This is a genomic window from Rhodococcus sp. FH8, assembly GCF_019266085.1.
GTDB classification, from domain to species: Bacteria; Actinomycetota; Actinomycetes; order Mycobacteriales; family Mycobacteriaceae; genus Rhodococcus_F; species Rhodococcus_F qingshengii.
The window spans coordinates 273,478-290,866 of record NZ_LPNQ01000077.1 but is presented as its reverse complement, the minus strand read 5'-3'; the positions used below and the strand labels follow the sequence as shown (position 1 = coordinate 290,866).

The 17,389-nt window shown below is 63.4% G+C and carries 17 protein-coding genes and 2 tRNA genes; 8 read left to right on the top strand and 11 right to left on the bottom strand.

Features of this window, described 5'->3' with window-relative positions; all coding sequences use genetic code 11:
* Positions 1-43 precede the first annotated feature (43 nt).
* From ATN38_RS23050 to ATN38_RS23040, 3 genes are all read right to left on the bottom strand, one after another.
* Positions 44-116 (bottom strand) — tRNA-Arg (locus ATN38_RS23050).
* Between the two features lie 82 nt (positions 117-198).
* Positions 199-290, bottom strand: a tRNA-Ser gene (locus ATN38_RS23045).
* A gap of 96 nt (positions 291-386) precedes the next feature.
* On the bottom strand, positions 387-1,106 hold the full coding sequence (locus ATN38_RS23040; protein WP_003943860.1) for a dienelactone hydrolase family protein: 720 nt from the start codon (positions 1,104-1,106) through the stop codon (positions 387-389).
* Between the two features lie 61 nt (positions 1,107-1,167).
* Between ATN38_RS23040 and hisC the strand changes: the two genes are divergently transcribed.
* From hisC to ATN38_RS23025, 3 genes are all read left to right on the top strand, one after another.
* Positions 1,168-2,244, top strand: a complete 1,077-nt coding sequence (gene hisC, locus ATN38_RS23035; protein WP_193595715.1) for a histidinol-phosphate transaminase — start codon at positions 1,168-1,170, stop codon at positions 2,242-2,244.
* A gap of 100 nt (positions 2,245-2,344) precedes the next feature.
* On the top strand, positions 2,345-4,039 hold the full coding sequence (locus ATN38_RS23030) for a bifunctional UDP-sugar hydrolase/5'-nucleotidase (protein ID WP_218748733.1): 1,695 nt from the start codon (positions 2,345-2,347) through the stop codon (positions 4,037-4,039).
* 37 nt (positions 4,040-4,076) lie between these two features.
* Complete coding sequence (locus tag ATN38_RS23025; protein WP_003943978.1) at positions 4,077-4,946, top strand: MYG1 family protein; 870 nt, start codon at positions 4,077-4,079, stop codon at positions 4,944-4,946.
* Positions 4,947-4,954: 8 nt separating this feature from the next.
* Here ATN38_RS23025 and ATN38_RS23020 read toward each other — a convergent pair whose 3' ends face one another.
* The gene (locus ATN38_RS23020; protein WP_064687965.1) at positions 4,955-5,965 is read right to left on the bottom strand and encodes an alpha/beta hydrolase family protein; all 1,011 of its coding nucleotides are present in this window, start codon (positions 5,963-5,965) and stop codon (positions 4,955-4,957) included.
* Positions 5,966-6,364: 399 nt separating this feature from the next.
* Between ATN38_RS23020 and ATN38_RS23015 the strand changes: the two genes are divergently transcribed.
* The 4 genes from ATN38_RS23015 (at position 6,365) to ATN38_RS23000 (ending at position 9,478) form a co-directional block, all read left to right on the top strand.
* On the top strand, positions 6,365-6,985 hold the full coding sequence (locus ATN38_RS23015; protein ID WP_007731691.1) for a LysE family translocator: 621 nt from the start codon (positions 6,365-6,367) through the stop codon (positions 6,983-6,985).
* A gap of 25 nt (positions 6,986-7,010) precedes the next feature.
* On the top strand, positions 7,011-7,415 hold the full coding sequence (locus ATN38_RS23010) for a DUF4259 domain-containing protein (RefSeq protein WP_165638725.1): 405 nt from the start codon (positions 7,011-7,013) through the stop codon (positions 7,413-7,415).
* 160 nt (positions 7,416-7,575) lie between these two features.
* Entirely contained in the window at positions 7,576-8,784 is a 1,209-nt protein-coding gene (locus ATN38_RS23005; protein ID WP_218748732.1) for an aspartate transaminase, read from the top strand.
* Positions 8,785-8,809: 25 nt separating this feature from the next.
* Positions 8,810-9,478 carry a 4-carboxy-4-hydroxy-2-oxoadipate aldolase/oxaloacetate decarboxylase gene (locus ATN38_RS23000; protein WP_007731695.1) on the top strand — a complete coding sequence of 223 codons (669 nt, stop codon included), beginning with the start codon at positions 8,810-8,812 and terminating at the stop codon, positions 9,476-9,478.
* 59 nt (positions 9,479-9,537) lie between these two features.
* Here ATN38_RS23000 and ATN38_RS22995 read toward each other — a convergent pair whose 3' ends face one another.
* The 6 genes from ATN38_RS22995 to ATN38_RS22970 form a co-directional block, all read right to left on the bottom strand.
* On the bottom strand, positions 9,538-10,581 hold the full coding sequence (locus tag ATN38_RS22995; RefSeq protein ID WP_030535776.1) for an L-idonate 5-dehydrogenase: 1,044 nt from the start codon (positions 10,579-10,581) through the stop codon (positions 9,538-9,540).
* 11 nt (positions 10,582-10,592) lie between these two features.
* Entirely contained in the window at positions 10,593-11,348 is a 756-nt protein-coding gene (locus tag ATN38_RS22990) for an SDR family oxidoreductase (protein WP_007731698.1), read from the bottom strand.
* Positions 11,349-11,443: 95 nt separating this feature from the next.
* A complete protein-coding gene (locus ATN38_RS22985) occupies positions 11,444-12,778 on the bottom strand; it encodes an MFS transporter (protein WP_042447696.1) in 1,335 nt (444 codons plus the stop codon).
* Positions 12,775-13,848: a biotin-dependent carboxyltransferase family protein gene (locus ATN38_RS22980; protein WP_007731701.1), complete on the bottom strand. Its 1,074-nt coding sequence runs from the start codon at positions 13,846-13,848 to the stop codon at positions 12,775-12,777. The genes ATN38_RS22985 and ATN38_RS22980 overlap by 4 nt, the downstream gene beginning before the upstream one ends.
* Positions 13,841-14,548: an allophanate hydrolase subunit 1 gene (locus ATN38_RS22975; protein ID WP_172403470.1), complete on the bottom strand. Its 708-nt coding sequence runs from the start codon at positions 14,546-14,548 to the stop codon at positions 13,841-13,843. The genes ATN38_RS22980 and ATN38_RS22975 overlap by 8 nt, the downstream gene beginning before the upstream one ends.
* Complete coding sequence (locus tag ATN38_RS22970; RefSeq protein ID WP_042921153.1) at positions 14,545-15,348, bottom strand: LamB/YcsF family protein; 804 nt, start codon at positions 15,346-15,348, stop codon at positions 14,545-14,547. Before ATN38_RS22970 ends, ATN38_RS22975 begins: the two co-directional genes overlap by 4 nt.
* A gap of 191 nt (positions 15,349-15,539) precedes the next feature.
* Here ATN38_RS22970 and nac point away from each other — a divergent pair, with 191 nt between their 5' ends.
* The gene (gene nac / locus ATN38_RS22965) at positions 15,540-16,463 is read left to right on the top strand and encodes a nitrogen assimilation transcriptional regulator NAC (protein WP_050655599.1); all 924 of its coding nucleotides are present in this window, start codon (positions 15,540-15,542) and stop codon (positions 16,461-16,463) included.
* Here nac and ATN38_RS22960 read toward each other — a convergent pair.
* The gene (locus tag ATN38_RS22960) at positions 16,457-17,383 is read right to left on the bottom strand and encodes a D-isomer specific 2-hydroxyacid dehydrogenase family protein (protein WP_030535781.1); all 927 of its coding nucleotides are present in this window, start codon (positions 17,381-17,383) and stop codon (positions 16,457-16,459) included. The genes nac and ATN38_RS22960 overlap by 7 nt on opposite strands.
* Positions 17,384-17,389: the final 6 nt, after the last annotated feature.

Genomic DNA, 17,389 nt, shown 5'->3' with positions numbered 1-17,389 from the left:
AAAAAGAAGGTCACAGACCTCAAGTCTGTGACCTTCTTTCTTGTGCGCCCGAAGGGATTCGAACCCCTAACCTCTTGATCCGTAGTCAAGTGCTCTATCCGTTGAGCTACGGGCGCATGTTCTGTTGTCTTGCTGGTCTTGCGTGTCTTACCGTCGTAATTTCTATCATTTCTAACCCGCCGGTCAAAATCACCGGCTTGGCGGAGGCGAGAGGATTTGAACCTCCGGTCCCTCGTAAAAGGGACAACTCATTAGCAGTGAGTCCCATTCGGCCGCTCTGGCACGCCTCCCTGGGGGTTCCGATCCTTTCGGACCGCCGGATCGAAAGATTACACACCCTTCGCCACCAAAGGCAAAACGTGTGGTCAGCGGACTGTTTTGTGGACTTACCGCAGGTGGCTGTCGAACCAGTCGAAGATCCGGGTCTGAGCTTCGATGATCGAGGCCGAATCAGGGTCGTCGAGGTCAGCGTCCTCGGACAGCTGTGGCGGCTCGTCCGCCCGGTGAGCCAGTCCGGCGTAGCTGACCACCAGTGTCGCGACGTCGGCCTTCGCGGTCGCTTCCCGGAGCAGAGTCACGTGTTCGCGAGGCGTGCTGGGATCGTCCTCGCCGTACAGCGCCAGCCACGGCGCCTGCAGGGAAGTGGCCGCGTCGACAAGCGCCTGAGCATCCACCGACAAGGCTTCGACGATTCCCCGGGCGGCGACGCTCACCGCGGCGCCGACCGGACGGCTGGTGGCCACGAGCATCGCGGCGGTACCGGCGTCGTCGAATCCGAGCACCCCGATGGTGTCTGCGAGAACTTCGCGTCCGACGAGCCAATCGAGGGTCGCGTCGAAGTCGGCGAAGAGGTTGTCACCGAACACCTCACCCTGCATGTGTTCGGGTTCGCGGTGAAACAGGTGAGGTGCGACGCTCACCCACCCTTCGCCGGCAAGCGCGCACATCAGATTCAGCAGAGCCGGGCTGAACTTCCGGGCTTCATGCAGGACGACGATCCCGCCCCGCGTCGGGCCGTCCGGCTCCACCACGGTCAGCGGAACAGCCGTGGCGACCTCCCCTTCGGCTCCGCGCAGATACGCGGTGGCTCGGAAGATTTCCGACATCTTCTAACTCTGACACGCAGACGGCCGCTACGCACCAAATCAGTGCGCGCATAATCGACTCGTGACCGCACACATTCGCCCTGACCTCGCCTCCATCCCCGCCTACGTTCCCGGACGCAATTTTCCGGGTGCGATCAAGCTGGCGAGCAACGAAACGACAGTAGGGCCGTTGCCCGGTGTGCGTGACGCCGTCGCCGACGCGGTCGCCAATGCCAACCGCTACCCGGACAATGCCGCGGTTGCACTCATCGAGACGCTGGCCAGCTTCTTGAAAGTCGAGCCGGCCAACGTCGCCGCTGGTTGCGGCTCCGTGACGCTGTGCCAGGAACTCGTGCAGATCACGTGCGATCAGGGTGACGAGGTCATCTACGCGTGGCGTTCGTTCGAGGCCTACCCCGTGGTCACTCAGGTCGGCCACGCCGTCTCGGTCAAGGTTCCGCTGACCGAGGACTTCGGCCACGACCTCGACGCGATGCTGGCCGCGATCACGGATCGCACGCGGTTGATCTTCGTATGCAACCCCAACAACCCGACCGGCAATGCACTGTCGAAGGCAGAGCTCGAGAGCTTCCTCGACGCGGTTCCGGCGCACGTCGTCGTCGCACTCGACGAGGCGTACTTCGAATACTCACGCTCGGACGCCGACGGCATCGAGCTGTTCCGCAGCCGCCCCAACGTGGTTGTTCTGCGCACCTTCTCGAAGGCGTACGGCCTCGCGGGAATCCGCGTGGGTTACGCGGTCGCGGATCCGGAGATCATCGTGGCCCTCGGCAAGGTGCACACCCCGTTCACCGTGAGCGCTGTCGCGCAGGCCGCCGCAATCGCTTCCCTGGCTGCAGCAGACGAACTGCTTGCCCGCACCGAAGGTGTCATCGCCGAGCGGACGCGAGTTCGAACCGCTCTGATCGAAGCCGGGTACACCGTCCCCGAGTCGTCGGCGAACTTCGTCTATCTCCCCCTCGGAGAACTCTCTCCCGCTTTTGCCGAGGCGAGTACCGAAGCGGGCATTCTGATCCGCCAGTACGGCGTCGAGGGCGTCCGGATGACCATCGGCGATCCACACGAGAACGACGCATTCCTCGCTTTCGCTGACACCGACGTCGCGAAGCAGGCCGCGGGCATCGGCGTCACCGCGTGACACTCGATACATAACTGTTACGCCGAGGACTGGAATTCGTTTCGGCAGACGGGCACACTCAGGGAGGTTCGAGGCCGGTCCGAGTGAGGGAGCACGACGCATGACGCGACGCATGACACGAACGTGTGCCGTGCTCGCAACGACCCTTCTCGCCACCACCGCGACCTCCCTGAGTGGCGTCGCCAACGCAGAGTCCCAGGACACGGTGTCGGTACGTCTGTTGGCGTTCAACGATCTGCACGGCAGTCTCCGCCCGCCGGAAGGTGTTCGCAGCGAGATCAGGCAGGCCGACGGCTCGCTCACTCCCGCAGGTGGCGCGGCGTATCTCGCTGCTTACGTGACGCAACTTCGCAGCCAAGCCACCAACTCGCTGCTGTATTCGGTCGGTGACAACTGGGGATCGTCGGCGCTCGAGTCGGCGATGTTCAACGACGAACCGACGGTCGAACTCCTGAACCGGATGAAGATCGACGCTTCCGCGATCGGCAACCACGAACTGGACAAAGGGCTCGCCGAGTTCCGTCGCATGCAGTCCGGCGGTTGCTCCGCCGTCGATGCGTGCACGTTCAGTCCGTCCTTCGGCGGCGCCAACTTCCCTCTGATGGCCGCGAACATGACGTACACCAACGGCGCTCCGGCCACGCTGCCGTTCACCGTGAACATGGTCGACGGCATTCCGCTCGGAGTCATAGCGATTTCCCCCGCCAACACGTCGCAGATCGTGACACCGGGCGGGATCGCCGATCTGCAGTTCGGCGACGAGGTCGAAGCGATCAACCGCACCGCCGACGTCCTCGACTTCTTCGGCGTCAAAGCCATCACCGTCCTCCTGCACCGTGGGGACGAACCGGCCGTCGAAGGTGGGCCCAACGACTGCAACGTCGAGTCCGGGCCGGCCCGCGACATCGCCCTTCGTGCGTCACCGAAGGTGGACGTCATCTTCACCGCCGACAGCCACCAGCAGTACAACTGCGAATTCCCTGATCCCGCAGGCAATCCCAGAGTCGTGATGCAGGGCGCTTCGCACGGCCGGATCGTGTCCGTCGCAGACGTCACCATCGATCGCAACACCCGCGAGGTCGTTCGCGATCAGACGTCCGCGTTCAATCAGATAGTGACACACGATATTTCGCCGGATCCCGATATTCAGGCTCTCGCCGACCGGGCCTGGTCGGAGGCGTCGGACAGCGCTCAGCGGCCGGTGGGGACCATTACCGCCGATCTGACACGCGACCGCGTCCCCAGCGGCGAATCGACACTCGGCAACCTGGTCGCCGACGCTCAACTCGCCGCCGGATCGACACGAGGCGCCCAACTAGCGTTGACGAACCCCGGCGGCATGCGCGAGGACTTGGACTTCGGCACTTCCGGCCAGGTCACCTACCGCCAGGCCTACGGTGTTCAGCCATTCGGTAACAGCCTCGAGGTGCTCTCCGTCACAGGAGCGGTGTTGAAGGACGCTCTCGAACAGCAATTCCAGATCGACCTCGACGGCACCGCTACCGAGCGCATCCTCTCCCCGTCCGCGGGCTTCACCTACGCCCTGGACCGGCGGGCGGCACCAGGCGCGCGAATCTCGGAAATGCGTCTGAACGGGCAGGACATCGCGCCCGACGCCGTCTACAGCGTCGTGGTGAACAAGTTCCTCGCCGAGGGCGGGGACGGCTTCACCGCACTGAAGAACTCCACCCAGATGACCGGTGCTGGCAACGACCTCGACGCCTTGACCGCCCTGTTCGCAGCCGGGTCGCCGGTCTCGCCACCTGCCACCGACCGCATCCGCACCATCGGCTGACTAGGCATCCCCGCGCTCGATTGCCTAGTCTCGACGGGTGATCATCGCGACCCATAACGGCAAGTTCCATGCAGACGACGTCTTCGGCGTATCGCTGCTCAAGCAGCTGTACCCCGACGCCACCGTCGTTCGCAGCCGTGACGAGTCCGTCCTCGACAGCGCGGACATCGTGCTCGACGTCGGCGGTCGCTACAACCCGGCCGAGGGGCGCTTCGACCATCACCAGCGTGATGCCGGCGAGCGCAGCAACGGCATCCTGTACTCCGCCTTCGGTCTGCTCTGGCAGGAATACGGCCTGCAGTTCTGTGAAGGCGACGCCTCCGTGTTCCGCCGTATCGACAGCCGACTGGTCGAGGGCATCGACGCCGTCGACAACGGCCAAGAGATCTACACCCTCAACGACTACGGCACCAAGCCTTTTGATCTGTCGTCCGTGCTGGACCTTTTCAATCCGATCTCGTCCACCGACGAGGAGTTCGACACCCAGTTCGAGCTGGCCGTCGTTCTCGCAACCCAGGTCTTGATTCGCCTGCGCGCCAAGTATGCCGGCGACGCGGCGGCCGAGCGCGAGTTCACCGAGACCTACGAAAAAGCAACGGATCCGCGCTTCGTCGTCCTGGAACGCTTCGTTCCCCACGGCCGCGCCGCGTCGGCCCAGCCGGAGCTGCTGTTCACCATCTTCCCGAACACCAACGGCGGCTGGTCGATTCAGACGGTCAAGCCTGCTGACTCCAAGTTCGGTTCACGAAAGCTGTTGCCGGAGCCGTGGCGCGGCCTGAACGGCTCGGATCTTGCCGCCCAGACGGGCGTCGACAGTTCGGTCTTCTGCCACAAGGCCGGGTTCATCGCGGCTGCGCAGACCCGTGACGGCGCCCTCCAATTGCTCGAACTGGCACTGGCCGAGTAGTTCTCAGCTCACATTCCCAGCGCCGTCTTCACCGTCGGCCAGGAATCGTGAAGCGCGTCTTGCCAGTACGGCCACGAATGGGTGCCGTCGTTCCGATACGCGAATACTGCGGGAATCGACAACTCGCCCAACCTCGCTTCGAACAGTTGTGTGCACGTATTAGCGAGCGCCTCGAGCGGTCCGCCTTCGATGGCAGTCTGCAGTCCACTCGGGGTGAAGACGTTGTCGTATTCTCCGGGCGCACCTGTACCGGAGGACACGTAGATCGTCTTCCCTCGCAGCGTTTCCGCGTTGGTGGACGGGTCGTGCTTTTGCCAGTCGGGGTCCGACGCCGGACCCCACATATTGGTGGCGTCGCCCGCCTTGCTGGCCACGGTGAGCCGCACGGAATCCTGCGAGGACGATTCGGAGTTGTCGAGACAGCCACTGTACGAGGCCAATCCGGTGTAGAGCTTCGGGTGATGTGTGATGAGGTTGGCCGCGCCGAGCGCACCCATGGACACCCCGCCGACCACGTTCGTCCCATTTCCGGAAAACGCAGAATCGATCAACGCCGGAAGCTCTTCAGCGAGAAACGATTCCCACTTGTTCACACCGAGGTTCGGATCGTCGTTCTTCCAGTTGGTGTAGAAACTGCCGGTACCGCCAACAGGGAGAACGACGTTGACGTTCTTGTCGGCGAAAAACGCTTCGATGTCGGTCTTTTGAGTCCAGGTACTTTCGGAGTATCCGGATTCCGAACCGGCACTGACGCCGTCGAGTAGGTAGAAGGACGGACGCGAACCGGCACTCGACGCTGGATGCAGAACCTGCACTTGCACCTCGCGCCGCATGGCCGGCGACTCGACGAACACGGCACTGCGTGTGGGCGACAACTGCTCTATGCGATTGATGTGAGCCCCGGTCTGACCGGCCGAATCTCCTGGTGGGTTTTCAGGTGCCGGTTCGGCATACGCCACTCCGCCCACGACAAGCGCGAGCACGACCAACACAATCCCGACAAACCCAAATCTCCGCATCCGTCAAGCGCCCCCTGAGCATCGCACGACTACCGCTGACCCTCGATTGGACAGGACGAACGTCCCGGGGTCAACCCACTGGTTGGGATTTATTACTCGCGGGTATCCAATGGAGTTGGACAGTTCTCCACCGATGCACACACAGGTGTGGATAACTTCATTCACATCCGCTTCCCAGTTGTGCATAACCTGTGGACAAAAGGATGAATTACAACAGAGTTATTCCTCCTACCTGCAACGATTCGTTTCCCCACAATGTGCATAACTTTGTCGCACAGGGCTCGCGAGACGCCGGTTTCCGGGCGTGTCCATGCAGTTCACACCGCCGCGCCACTCTTTGTTCACAGGCACGACACCACCGGCCGACAATGCTCCCCACCCCGACTTCATACTTGTTGCATGCTGACCGCTCTGCTCGCCGCCACAGCTGTGCTCGCCCTACTGACTCTGGTCCCCGGGCCCGACATGGCCGTCGTGACGCAGGCTGCTCTCGGCGCGGGCAGATCTGCCGGTTTCCGGGTAGCGGCCGGCATCGTCTCGGGCCTTCTGGTGTGGGGTCTGTTGACCGTCCTCGGGCTTTCGGCGATCCTCGCCGCGTCGGCCGAGGCGTACACGGTGGTCAAGCTCGCCGGCGCGGCTTACCTGATCTATCTCGGTGTGCGAGCACTGTGGGAGAGCCGGACGTCGCGGATGCAACACAATGCCGACGCTCCACGATCGCAGAAGGCCGGGACATGGAAGACGGGCTTCACCACCAACCTGCTCAACCCCAAGATCGCCGTCTTCTACACCGGACTGTTGCCGCAGTTGGTTCCGGCCGGGTGGCCGACGGGACCGTCGCTTGCATTGCTGGTGCTCATCCACGCAGCCATCACCATCGTGTGGCTCAGTGGCTACGTGGTCCTTCTCTCGCGAGCGCGTAGCACCTTCGAGAAGCCCCGAGTGCGACAGGCACTCGAGCGCATAACCGGAACAGTTCTTCTAGGATTCGGAGCGAAGATCGCGCTCGAAGCGCGCTGAGACGGCAATAGGAAAAGAGTAGACAGTGGGCGCGTGGGGATCGGGACCGTTCGAGAACGACGGTGCAGGGGATTTGATCGCGTCCATCGGGCACGGTGACTTCACCTTCGAATCGGTGGAGTGGGCATTCGAGGACGACTACCTCGAGGTGGACGGCGGCCAAATCGCCATCGCCTTGCTCGAATTGGTGCTGATCGTGCGCGCCGATCGCAAGCGCGACCCCGCCACCCAAGACCTCGATCTCGATTCCTTCACCGCGGCCCTGACCAGCGAGCGGCTCACCTGGCTGATCGAAATGGTGGAGCGCACCATCGCATCGACCGATTCGGAACTGTTCGAATTGTGGGACGAGCAGGGACCGGAAGAGCTTGCGTCGTGGCGAGTTCCCGTCGTGGACGGTCTCGAGGATCTGCGCGTTCTGTCGGTCTGATTCCGTCGCCGCTCCATCACGTTTGCTTATCGGGCCACAACGGTTCGGTCTTGGTCAGATGCCCTGGTAGGACCCTATGGTCGAACGGATCACCGAGTGAGAACTGTGGCTCGTCGACGACGGGAATCCACGCTCACCCCGGACCCAGGAGCAGACCATCATGGCGACTTTCGTTCCGGCTGCGCGCGTCGACAGAATCAGGGAGTCGCCGAGTGTGGCTGCCGCACAACGAGTGCGCGAGCTGAAGGCCCAGGGCCGTGAAATACTCGACCTGACCGTCGGGGAGCCCGATTTCGACACACCCGACAACATCAAGTCTGCGGCGATCACTGCGATCAACACGGGTCAGACCAAGTACACCGCAGTCAACGGCATCCCGGCTCTACGCGAGGCAATCGCAGCACGCGCGGCTTCGCGAACCGGAATCCAGTACGCGGACAACCAGATCACCGTCGGCGGCGGCGCGAAACAGGTCATCTTCCTCGCTCTCATGGCGACGGTCGAAGCCGGCGTCGAGGTTATCGTTCCCGCCCCTTACTGGGTTTCGTACCCGGATATGGTCCTCGCTCACGACGGAACTCCGGTGATCGTTCAGTGCGAGGAGTCCGACAACTTTCTTCTCACAGCCGAAGCACTATCCGCTGCAATCACTTCGAAAACCAAGTGGGTCATCCTCAATGCCCCGGGCAACCCCACCGGATCTGTGTACACCCGCGAGCAGCTGCAGGCCCTCGCCGAAGTGATAGAGGCCAATCCCCATGTCAGTGTGTTGGTCGACGAGATATACGACGAGATCAACTTCGGCGACGCTCCGATCCCGAGTCTGCTGCAGGTCGCTCCGCACCTCCGTGATCAGGTACTGGTCACCAACGGAGTCTCCAAGTCTCATGCCATGACCGGGTGGCGACTCGGATACGGACTCGGAAATTCCGGATTGATCGGCGCCGTCAACAAACTGCAGGGTCAGAGTTCTTCCTGCCCGTCCTCGATCAGCCAGGCCGCAGCCGTGGAAGCCCTTACCGGCGACCAGAGTTTCCTCACCGAATCCGTACGAAGTTACCGACGACGACGCGACCTCTCGGCTCACCTCCTCAGTGTTGTCCCCGGGCTCGAGCCCGTCGTGCCGCAGGGTGCGTTCTACCTGTTCGTCAACTGTGCCGGCTTGATCGGCAAGCAGACCCCGGATGGCACCGTGATCGAGTCCGACCAGGATCTCGTCCTCTATCTCCTCGACGAGGCGTCGGTTGCCACCATTCAGGGTTCGGCTTACGGCGCATCGCCGTACTTCCGTATCTCCTTCGCCACCTCCGAGGCCGTCCTCGAAAAGGCCGCGGCACAGATCGCCGCGGCAGTCGAACGCCTTTCCTGATCTTTCATACTTTCTGGAGTACAAGATGATTCACGTCAAGACGAAAATTGATCGCGCGGACAAGGACCTGATTGCCGAACTGGGGACGTTCTCCGCGGCCACGATTCACGAGGCACAGGGACGTAAGGGGTCGCTGCATCCGGCGATCAAACCGATCGACCGCGACATGAAGTTCTGCGGCTCCGCCTTCACAGTCAAGTGCCATCCCCGTGACAACCTCATGCTGCAGGTTGCGATCAGCTACGCACAGCCGGGTGACGTCCTGATCGTCTCTTCAGGTGATCAAGCCGCCGGCCAGTTCGGCGATGTCCTCGCCAATGCCTGTGTTGCGCGCGGCATTACCGCACTGGTCACCGACGGCGGAGTGCGCGATACCCGGGAGATCCGCGAACTCGGATTCCCCGTCTTCTCCAAGCACGTGTACATCGAGGGAACCGTCAAGGAATCTCTCGGCCCGATCAACCATCCCCTGGTCTTCGGAGAACAGGTCATTTATCCCGGTGACGTCGTCAAGGGTGACTGCGACGGCGTTGTCGTGGTCCGCCGCGAGGAGGTTGCCGAGGCAATCGAACTCTCGCGTGCCCGTGACGAAGCCGAAGCCGGGTACATCGAGCGTTACAAGCGGGGAGAGACCCCACTCGAGGTGAGCAATCTGACTGCTCTGCTGGAAGCCAAGGGCCTGGTGGTCGAATAACCTGCTGTGCGCCTTTATTAACCGCCCGCGGTTAATAAAGGCGCACAGGGTCGAAGGACTCAGAACCGCAACAGCACCTTCCCCGACACCGAAGCATCCTTGGCGACTGCGAAGGCTTCCAGAGCTTCCTCGACCGGATATTCGTGTGTGAGAACAGCATCGACAGCAAGCGAACCGTCGGCGAGGGCGAGCAGCACCTCGTCGATTTCGTCGTTGAAGCGGAATGAGCCCACCAACTCCAACTCTCGCGTGATCGCCAGCGAAATGTGTACCGGTTGAGGTCCGGACGGAAGAAGCCCGAGCATGACCACCCGTCCACCGCGCGTCGCCCCGCGAATAGCGGATTCGAGCCCGCGATGATTGCCGGTGCACTCGACGACCACGTCGGCATCGGATGCGGCGACTGCCTCGGCGTCGGTGGCCTCGAGAACCCGATCCGCACCGAGCGTCGACGCGATCTGCAGCGGAACGTCGTGCACGTCGACCGCGGTGATCGACTGCGCGCCTGCTCGTCTGAGCACAGCCACGACCAGTGCGCCGATGGGTCCGCAGCCGACGACCAGCGCCTTCTTCCCGCGTACGTCTCCCGCTCGCGAAACAGCGTGCCAGGCAACGCTTGCCGGTTCGGCTACCGACGCAGTCCGCAGGTCCAACCCCTCGGGCAGTTCCCGGAGCATGCGTGTCGGGAGCACTGCGTATTTCACGAAGGCGCCCTCGGTGTGTGGGTACTGCGCTGCACTTCCCAGGTATGTGCAGCAGGGCGAGAGGTTGGGCCGATCGCTCGGGAACCGAGGCGCGGTCCCACCGGGCGTTGCGGGGTGTACGGCCACGGAAGTTCCAACTGCCGGCCCCGTTCCGTCCGCCGCGGCCGTCACGACCGTGCCGACCACCTCGTGACCGAGCAGCATCGGTGCCTTCAGAATCGACTCCCCCGCCGCGCCGTGCGTCCAGTAGTGCAGATCTGATCCACACACACCGCCGTAAGCGATCTCGATCACTGCCTGCTCGGCGGTCGGCGCAGTCAACGCAACATGCTCGACCCGCAGGTCACCTGCCGCATGGGCCACCACTCCGAGCGTCGTTTCCGGTAGTACAAAACTCATGATGCGCTCTCTCAGTCGTTGCGACGGATGAAGTCGAGGCCACCGGGCACCTGGAAGGTGGGGAGCACCTCGATGAGACCAAGATTGACGTGGCCAGGGGCGTCGATCGCGAACTCGATGGTATCCGCGATGTCCTTGGTAGTGATGGATTCGTAGCCTTCGTAGAAGGTCTCCCACGCTTCCTTCATGGCTTCGGGCGTGCCGCCGAGGTTGCGACCGAAGATCTCGGTCTCGACCCGGCCAGGGCAGATCTCGGTCACTCGAATCCGCTTGCCGATGCAGTCGTTTCGCAGCTGGCGCGAAATCTGGTGCACCGCAGCCTTGGTCGCGTGGTAGGCAGTGTGGCCGTAGAAGTTGTACAGGCCGGCGATGGAGCTGATGTTGACGACATGACCTAGATCGCGCTCCACCATTCCCGGCAGCAGAATGCGGCACAGGTGCAGCACCGCACGAAGATTCACGTCCACCATCGCGTCGACCGATGCTTCTTCGGCGTCGAGAATGTTTCCGGTTGCGGACACCCCCGCGTTGTTGACGAGGATGTCGATCTCCAGTCCGCCGACAGCTTCGGCGAGCGCGGCGGTGTCGGTGATGTCCACGGGCAGAGGGATCATTCCGGTGCGATCGGCAACCTCACCGAGCTTGTCGGCATTGCGGGCGACGCCGTAGACCGTCAGTCCGCGCTTGGTGAACATCTCGGTGACGGCGGCACCCATTCCGGTGTTGGCGCCGGTGACGAGAGCTGTGCGGTAATCGGAGAAAGGCATTGTGTGCTCCTACAGGAAGAAATTGGTATGACCCGGCGGCCGCCGCGGACTGCAGGCGGCCACCGGGCCGGATCAGGAGTGACTCACGCGAGAAGTCACAGAGTGTCGCGTAGCGGAACGTGGGCGCGATCGGTGATGGTGCTGACCGCGATCAGCGTGCCGACTGCGGTGATGACCGCGTAGAAGGCGGGAACGTAGATACCGAATTCGGGGATCAACCAGGTCATCAACAACGGTGCGGTACCACCGAAGAGTGCGGACGAGATGTTGTAACCCAAACCGTAGGCGGAGTAGCGAACCCGCGTGGGGAACAGTTCGACGATCAGGATGTGGATGACGGCTGTGTGCCCGGCGAAGATCACTGCCATGAGGCAGGCACCGAGAACGGCGAGGCCGACGTTGCCGGTCACGATCATGGCATAGCAGGGGATCGCTCCGATCGCCATTGCCGCAGCTGCACCGGCGATGACCTTCTTGCGACCGATCCGGTCGGAGAGAGCACCCATGAACGGAATCGCGAAGCAGATCGCGACCAGGCTGGATGCGGTGACGAGAAGCGCTGTCCCGGTCGAGAATCCGATCTGATCGCCTTTGAGGAACGTGGGCATGTACGAGAACAGAACGTAGTAGCCGGAACCATTCATCAAGGGGATGAACAGGGCGAGGATCATGGCGCGACGGTGTTCGGGAGTGGAGAATGCTTCCTTGAGCGGATTGCGCGACAAACCGCCGGATTCCTTGAGCCGCTCGAAGTTCGGGGTATCGGAGATCGCGCGGCGGATGTACCAGCCGATGATTCCCATCGGAATGGCCATGAGGAACGGGATGCGCCACGCCCACGATGCGAGTCCGCCGCCGTTGATCGCGTCGGCGTTGAGCCACGGCGACATGGCAAACGCGATCATCGTTCCGGTCAGCAGTGCGAGGAACGACGCGATCTGCGCGTAGCTCGTGATCAAGCCGCGCTTGCCTTCCGGGGCGTGTTCGGCGAGGAACGTCATGGCGCCGGCAGCTTCACCACCGACGGAGAATCCCTGCACGATCCGCAGAAAGATCAGCAGTGCCGGTGCCGCGATACCGATGGCCGCGTAGGTGGGCAGCAAGCCGATACCGGCGGTCGCCACGCTGATCAGCATGATGACGAACACCAACATCTTCTGTCGACCGATCCGGTCGCCGAGGATGCCGCAGACCACCGCGCCGAGGGGTCGAACGAAGAACGAGACCGCGTAGCCGGCGAACACCAGCATCAGCGCGTCGCTCGACTTCGATACGTCGAAGAACACGATGGCCAGTGCCGTCGCCATGAACGCGAAGACACCGTTGTCGTAGAGCTCGACGAAGATGCCGACGCAGCCCGCTGCGACGACTTTCCGGACCTTGCGCGGGTCGGCTACCTGGCCGTCTACCGCTTCGATGGTGTTGGTCATGCTGTCTCCAAAATAGACGCGCGGCGCGGAGCGCTCGCGGGGCGTGTGGTGCCGACGTGGCTCGGTACTCGGGCTTCCGAGGTGTGAAGAGGTATCCGGAGGGTGGTGAATACGTTCTCCACACGCCGCCTCAGCAAGGCGATGCGGTGCTGCTGTTCGCGGTGCTCTGCAACCGCCGTTGCGACGCTGCAGTTCCGGAATCGGACGCGGTGCCCGGGTCGGGCCTGTCCCAGCTGTGAGAGTGAAACGGTGGTGACGACTGCCAGCACCGGATAACCGGCGGTGACGCCTCTACCTCGATGCAGGACCAGAAGTTCGTTGCCAGCGGGTACTTCGACGGCGCCGATGGGGACGCCGCGCGAGAGGACCTCGCCGGTGCCGGTGCGCTGTGGGAGCGGCTGCTCATCGGTAGATGCCAACCGAAGCCCGATGTGATTGCTCTGATCGCCCACCACGAATTCGGTGCCGAACAGCGCGGCTGCACTCTCCCCGAAGTCGTCGATGTCGGGGCCGTCGGTCACGTCGAGCGTCCACACGTTGCCGAAGGACGGTCGGTCGGGCAACAACCGGAACAGCGGTAGCCGGAAGACCGGGTGGTCGATCGGCGGGCAGTCGGTGTCGACGACCAGCGTCTCCCCCGCGGTCAAGTGACGGCCGAATCCGAGGACCTGGTCGGGAGCGCAGCTGCCCAGGAGGTAGTCGGCCGTCAGCTCTCCGTGGACGGCGACGTAGACGCGCAATCCGTCGTGGATTCCGGTGACGGCAAGCCGCTGACCGGCTCGCCAGACGATCGGTTCCCACTGCGGTTGCCGATGTCCGTCCACCGTCACCGTTGCGGGTGCACCCGTGACGGCGATCAGCAGATCCGTGGACGCCGACGCTGAAAAGTCGAGGGCCGTCAACTCCAGTAGCGGGGCCTCGCGCCTACTACCCACCAACGCGTTGGCGATCTCCGCGCTGATCTGGTCGGCTGCGCCGCCCGTCGCCTGACCGAACTGTGACGCCGATCCACGCCCCAAATCCTGGACGGAGCTGATTCCGGGAGTCAGGACGGTGACGGTCTCAGCCATGGGGATCACCCCCTACGGGCAGGAGCGAGCGTCCGTCGAAGTCGTCCCAGCGATCGGCGTCGATCGCACGGAAGACGAACAGATCGCCCGGGCGGTAGGCAGAAATCTGCTCCGACGCCGGATCGACCAAGATGAGCGGGGTCCGGCCGATCACTGCCCAACCGCCGGGCGCAGGCCTGGCCGAAACGACTGCCTGACGTCCGGCCACCGCAACGGAACCGGCCGCGACGTGCGGTCGCGGGCTCGATCGGCGCGGGATGGGAAGGCCGAACGCCGGGCCGTCGAGCATCGGGGCGCCGCCGGGTGAGCCGTAGCAACGCATGACCAACGGGGCTGCGGAGTGAAGGCGCACCACTTCGGCTTCGGTGACGCCGAGAAACCGCGCTGTATCACCCAGGTCCGGGCCGTGTTCGCCCCCGTAGACGACGGGGATCTCGAACGTCCTAGGTTCACCTTCCAGTGGTCGGGGGATAGTCGTTGCTTCGCGAACCAGGCCGCGGACGGCGTCGTGGTCGGTGAGGAGGTTGTCGAACTCGACCAGCAGGGCGTCGTATGTCGGGATGACGCTGACGATGCCGTCGGCACCGAGATCGAAACGTGCAGCGATCGATCGAACGGTGTTCCAGTTCTGCTCGGCGGTCCCGCCGCTGACACTGACGCGAACGGCGGCGTCACCGCAGTCGGCGACGTAGGTCTTCACGCGGGACACCCGACATCACGGGCCCGCCGTGACGCCACGACCCGGGTCAGCGGCGCAATGGTGACACCGGCGGCCTCGAGCGCGGCGCGAATCGCCTTCGCGTTCGCGACGGCACCGGGGTTGTCACCGTGCACGAGGACCGTATCGGCGACAACCGGGATCAACGTGCCGTCCACAGCTTCGACGACTTCCTCGACCACCATCCGAACGGTCCGCTCGACCAGAACGTCGACGTCGTGAATCACCGCTCCCGGCTCGCTGCGGGGCACGAGAGTTCCGTCGGAGTTGTATGCGCGATCCGCGATTCCGACGATGCCGACGCTCAATCCGCGGGCAGTCGCCTCGTCGGCCAACGCCCCGTCCTGGGCGAGCACGATCAACGACGGATCGAAGGCCGCGACCGCATCGACGACGGCGCGCGCGTAATCCTGGCGTACGGCAACAAGATTCCCGAGCTTGCCGTGGGGAGCGATGTGCGACAACGACGTTCCGCTCGCGACCGCAAAGGCGTGAAGGGCGCCGAGTTGGAACAGCACGTCGGTTCGGACCTCGTTCTCACTGAGATCCATCGCGCGACGTCCGAATCCGGCGAGGTCCGGAAAACTCGGATGCGCGCCGATGCCGATACCGCGCGATACGCACCCCCGCACGGTCGCATCCATGGTTCGTGGATCGCCTGCATGGAATCCGCAAGCGATGTTGGCCGAAGTCAGCGTGTCGAGCAGAGCATCGTCGGCGCCCATGGTCCACGTGCCGAAACCTTCGCCGAGATCGGCGACAAGATCGATGCTGGTTGCCATTTCGGTCCTTCCGGTTCGTTTACTTGTTCGTACGGGCGCCGTTGCCCGTGGTTGGTCCGACTGTCGAAGTTCTGTGTGTCGACTTCGGTGTTTCTGGGACGCTACTCAGGAACGCCAAAGGGTTGTTAATACCGTTTCGCGTTGGGGTGATCGGAATTCGATATGTCCGTTGAGCTGGTAGTTTGCACAGCATGGACACGAGAAGGCTCTACTCGTTCGTACGAATTGTCGATGCCGGCAGCATCACCCGAGCCGCCGACATCCTGCACATCGCACAACCCGCCCTGAGCCAACAGATGACGTCGCTGGAAACGCAGTTCGGTCAGCAACTTCTGATCCGCAGCAAACAGGGTGTCGAGCCGACCGATGCGGGGCACGCACTCTATCGGCATGCTCAGGTGATTCTGCGTCAGGTGGAGAGTGCCCAGGCCGAGGTGTCCGTGGTCGGACGGGCGCTGGCGGGTGGCGTCTCGGTCGGCCTCGCCCCGTACAGCACCGCCACGGCAATCGCCTTGCCGCTCTTGGCCCGTGTGCGCGAGCAGCACCCGAATATCTTGTTGCACATCAACGAGAACTTCGGTGGCGTGCTCAGCGAAGCGATGATGACCGGTCGCATGGATCTGGCGTTGTTGTACGACGCCGGCCCGATCAAGGGTGTGACGTTCGAACGCTTGCTCACCGAGGAGCTGGTGGTGGTTGCCCCGTTCGGTACCGGACTGGCAGGCGAATCGGGATCCGACATCTCCCTGCCCGAGATCGCCGAACTGCCACTATTGCTTCCGGGTCGGATGCACACCATCCGCAAGGTGGTGCAGCAGGCTTTCGACCGTGCAGAGCAGCAACCGAACGTCGTGGCCGAAGTGGAATCGGTGATGACGCTGTCCGAGGCCGTACGCACCGGATTGGGCGCGACGGTTCTGCCGTGGTCGGTGGCCCGCAGGGTCATGGACGTCGAAGCGCTCGAGCTACGACGCATCGAGCCGGGCATCGAAGTGCATGTCTCCCTTGGCACCCCGGCCAATCAGCCCCTCTCCAAACCGGCCGAGGCGGTGCGCGATGTTCTGCGCACCGTCGTTGCCGATTACGTGAAGGGAACCAACGCGAGCGGTCAGTAGCCCGCCGACGGATCGATCACGGCGGCGAGGTCCTCACCTGCGGCGAATCGGGCGACGTTGGCTGCAACGTGATCTGCCAGGACGCGGGTGAGCGTCGTAGCCGGGTTGGCGACGTGTGGAGTGATGATCGCGTTGGGCAGCTTCCACAGCCGATGCCCGTCCGGCAACGGCTCGGGATCGGTGACGTCCAGTGCCGCCCCGCCGATCGAACCGGCTTCCAGTGCGTCGACCAATGCGTCCGTGTCGACGAGGGTGCCACGCGCGATGTTCACGATCCAGCTCGACTCCGACATCTGGTCCAGTTCGGCCTTGCCGACCAGATGCCGCGTCGCGGATGTCGACGGTGCTGCGATCACGAAGTGATCTGCCTTGGACCAGATTTCGCCGGTGCGGTCGGCCGAGAGCGTTTCGGAAGCACCCTCGACAGGGGTCCCGGAGCGGGTGATCGCGATGACCTTGACTTTGGACGCGGCGAGGTACGGGATCAACGCACGGCCGATTCCGCCGCAACCGATGATCGCCACTGTCGAGCCCTGCAAAGTGCCCACCCGCGGGTCGAACTCTTCCTTGCGCCACGACTGCGCCGCCAATTGTTCGGGGAGAGAACGAACTCCGGCGAGGAGAAGCATCATCGTATGTTCGGCAACATTGCCCGCGTACGCTCCGGCAGCAGACGTCCAGACCCGCTTGTCGTCGATCACCTTGGCGTCGAACCAGGGCTCGATGCCGGCGAACGGCAACTGCACCCAGCGAACCGAATCGGGTAGCGACGACGGGAACGTCTCCGGCCCGTGTACCCACACGACGCCCTCGGCGTCTGCCAGTGGAACGAGAACTCCACCGGCTCGGCGTATTCCGTCGGCGACGTGAGGATCCTCGACGGGACCGAGGTGGATGCGAGGGGCGCTGGCGTCTGTCATGTGGGT

Bases quoted from the DNA above. Each gene is read 5' to 3' on its own strand.
- nac (WP_050655599.1), top strand. From the start codon at position 15,540: ATGGACACGAGAAGGCTCTACTCGTTCGTACGAATTGTCGATGCCGGC.
- ATN38_RS23015 (WP_007731691.1), top strand. From the start codon at position 6,365: ATGCTGACCGCTCTGCTCGCCGCCACAGCTGTGCTCGCCCTACTGACT.
- ATN38_RS22970 (WP_042921153.1), bottom strand. From the start codon at position 15,348: ATGGCAACCAGCATCGATCTTGTCGCCGATCTCGGCGAAGGTTTCGGC.
- ATN38_RS23000 (WP_007731695.1), top strand. From the start codon at position 8,810: ATGATTCACGTCAAGACGAAAATTGATCGCGCGGACAAGGACCTGATT.
- ATN38_RS22980 (WP_007731701.1), bottom strand. From the start codon at position 13,848: ATGGCTGAGACCGTCACCGTCCTGACTCCCGGAATCAGCTCCGTCCAG.
- ATN38_RS22960 (WP_030535781.1), bottom strand. From the start codon at position 17,383: ATGACAGACGCCAGCGCCCCTCGCATCCACCTCGGTCCCGTCGAGGAT.
- ATN38_RS23040 (WP_003943860.1), bottom strand. From the start codon at position 1,106: ATGTCGGAAATCTTCCGAGCCACCGCGTATCTGCGCGGAGCCGAAGGG.
- ATN38_RS22995 (WP_030535776.1), bottom strand. From the start codon at position 10,581: ATGAGTTTTGTACTACCGGAAACGACGCTCGGAGTGGTGGCCCATGCG.
- ATN38_RS23020 (WP_064687965.1), bottom strand. From the start codon at position 5,965: ATGCGGAGATTTGGGTTTGTCGGGATTGTGTTGGTCGTGCTCGCGCTT.
- ATN38_RS23005 (WP_218748732.1), top strand. From the start codon at position 7,576: ATGGCGACTTTCGTTCCGGCTGCGCGCGTCGACAGAATCAGGGAGTCG.
- ATN38_RS22990 (WP_007731698.1), bottom strand. From the start codon at position 11,348: ATGCCTTTCTCCGATTACCGCACAGCTCTCGTCACCGGCGCCAACACC.
- ATN38_RS22985 (WP_042447696.1), bottom strand. From the start codon at position 12,778: ATGACCAACACCATCGAAGCGGTAGACGGCCAGGTAGCCGACCCGCGC.
- ATN38_RS23030 (WP_218748733.1), top strand. From the start codon at position 2,345: ATGACGCGACGCATGACACGAACGTGTGCCGTGCTCGCAACGACCCTT.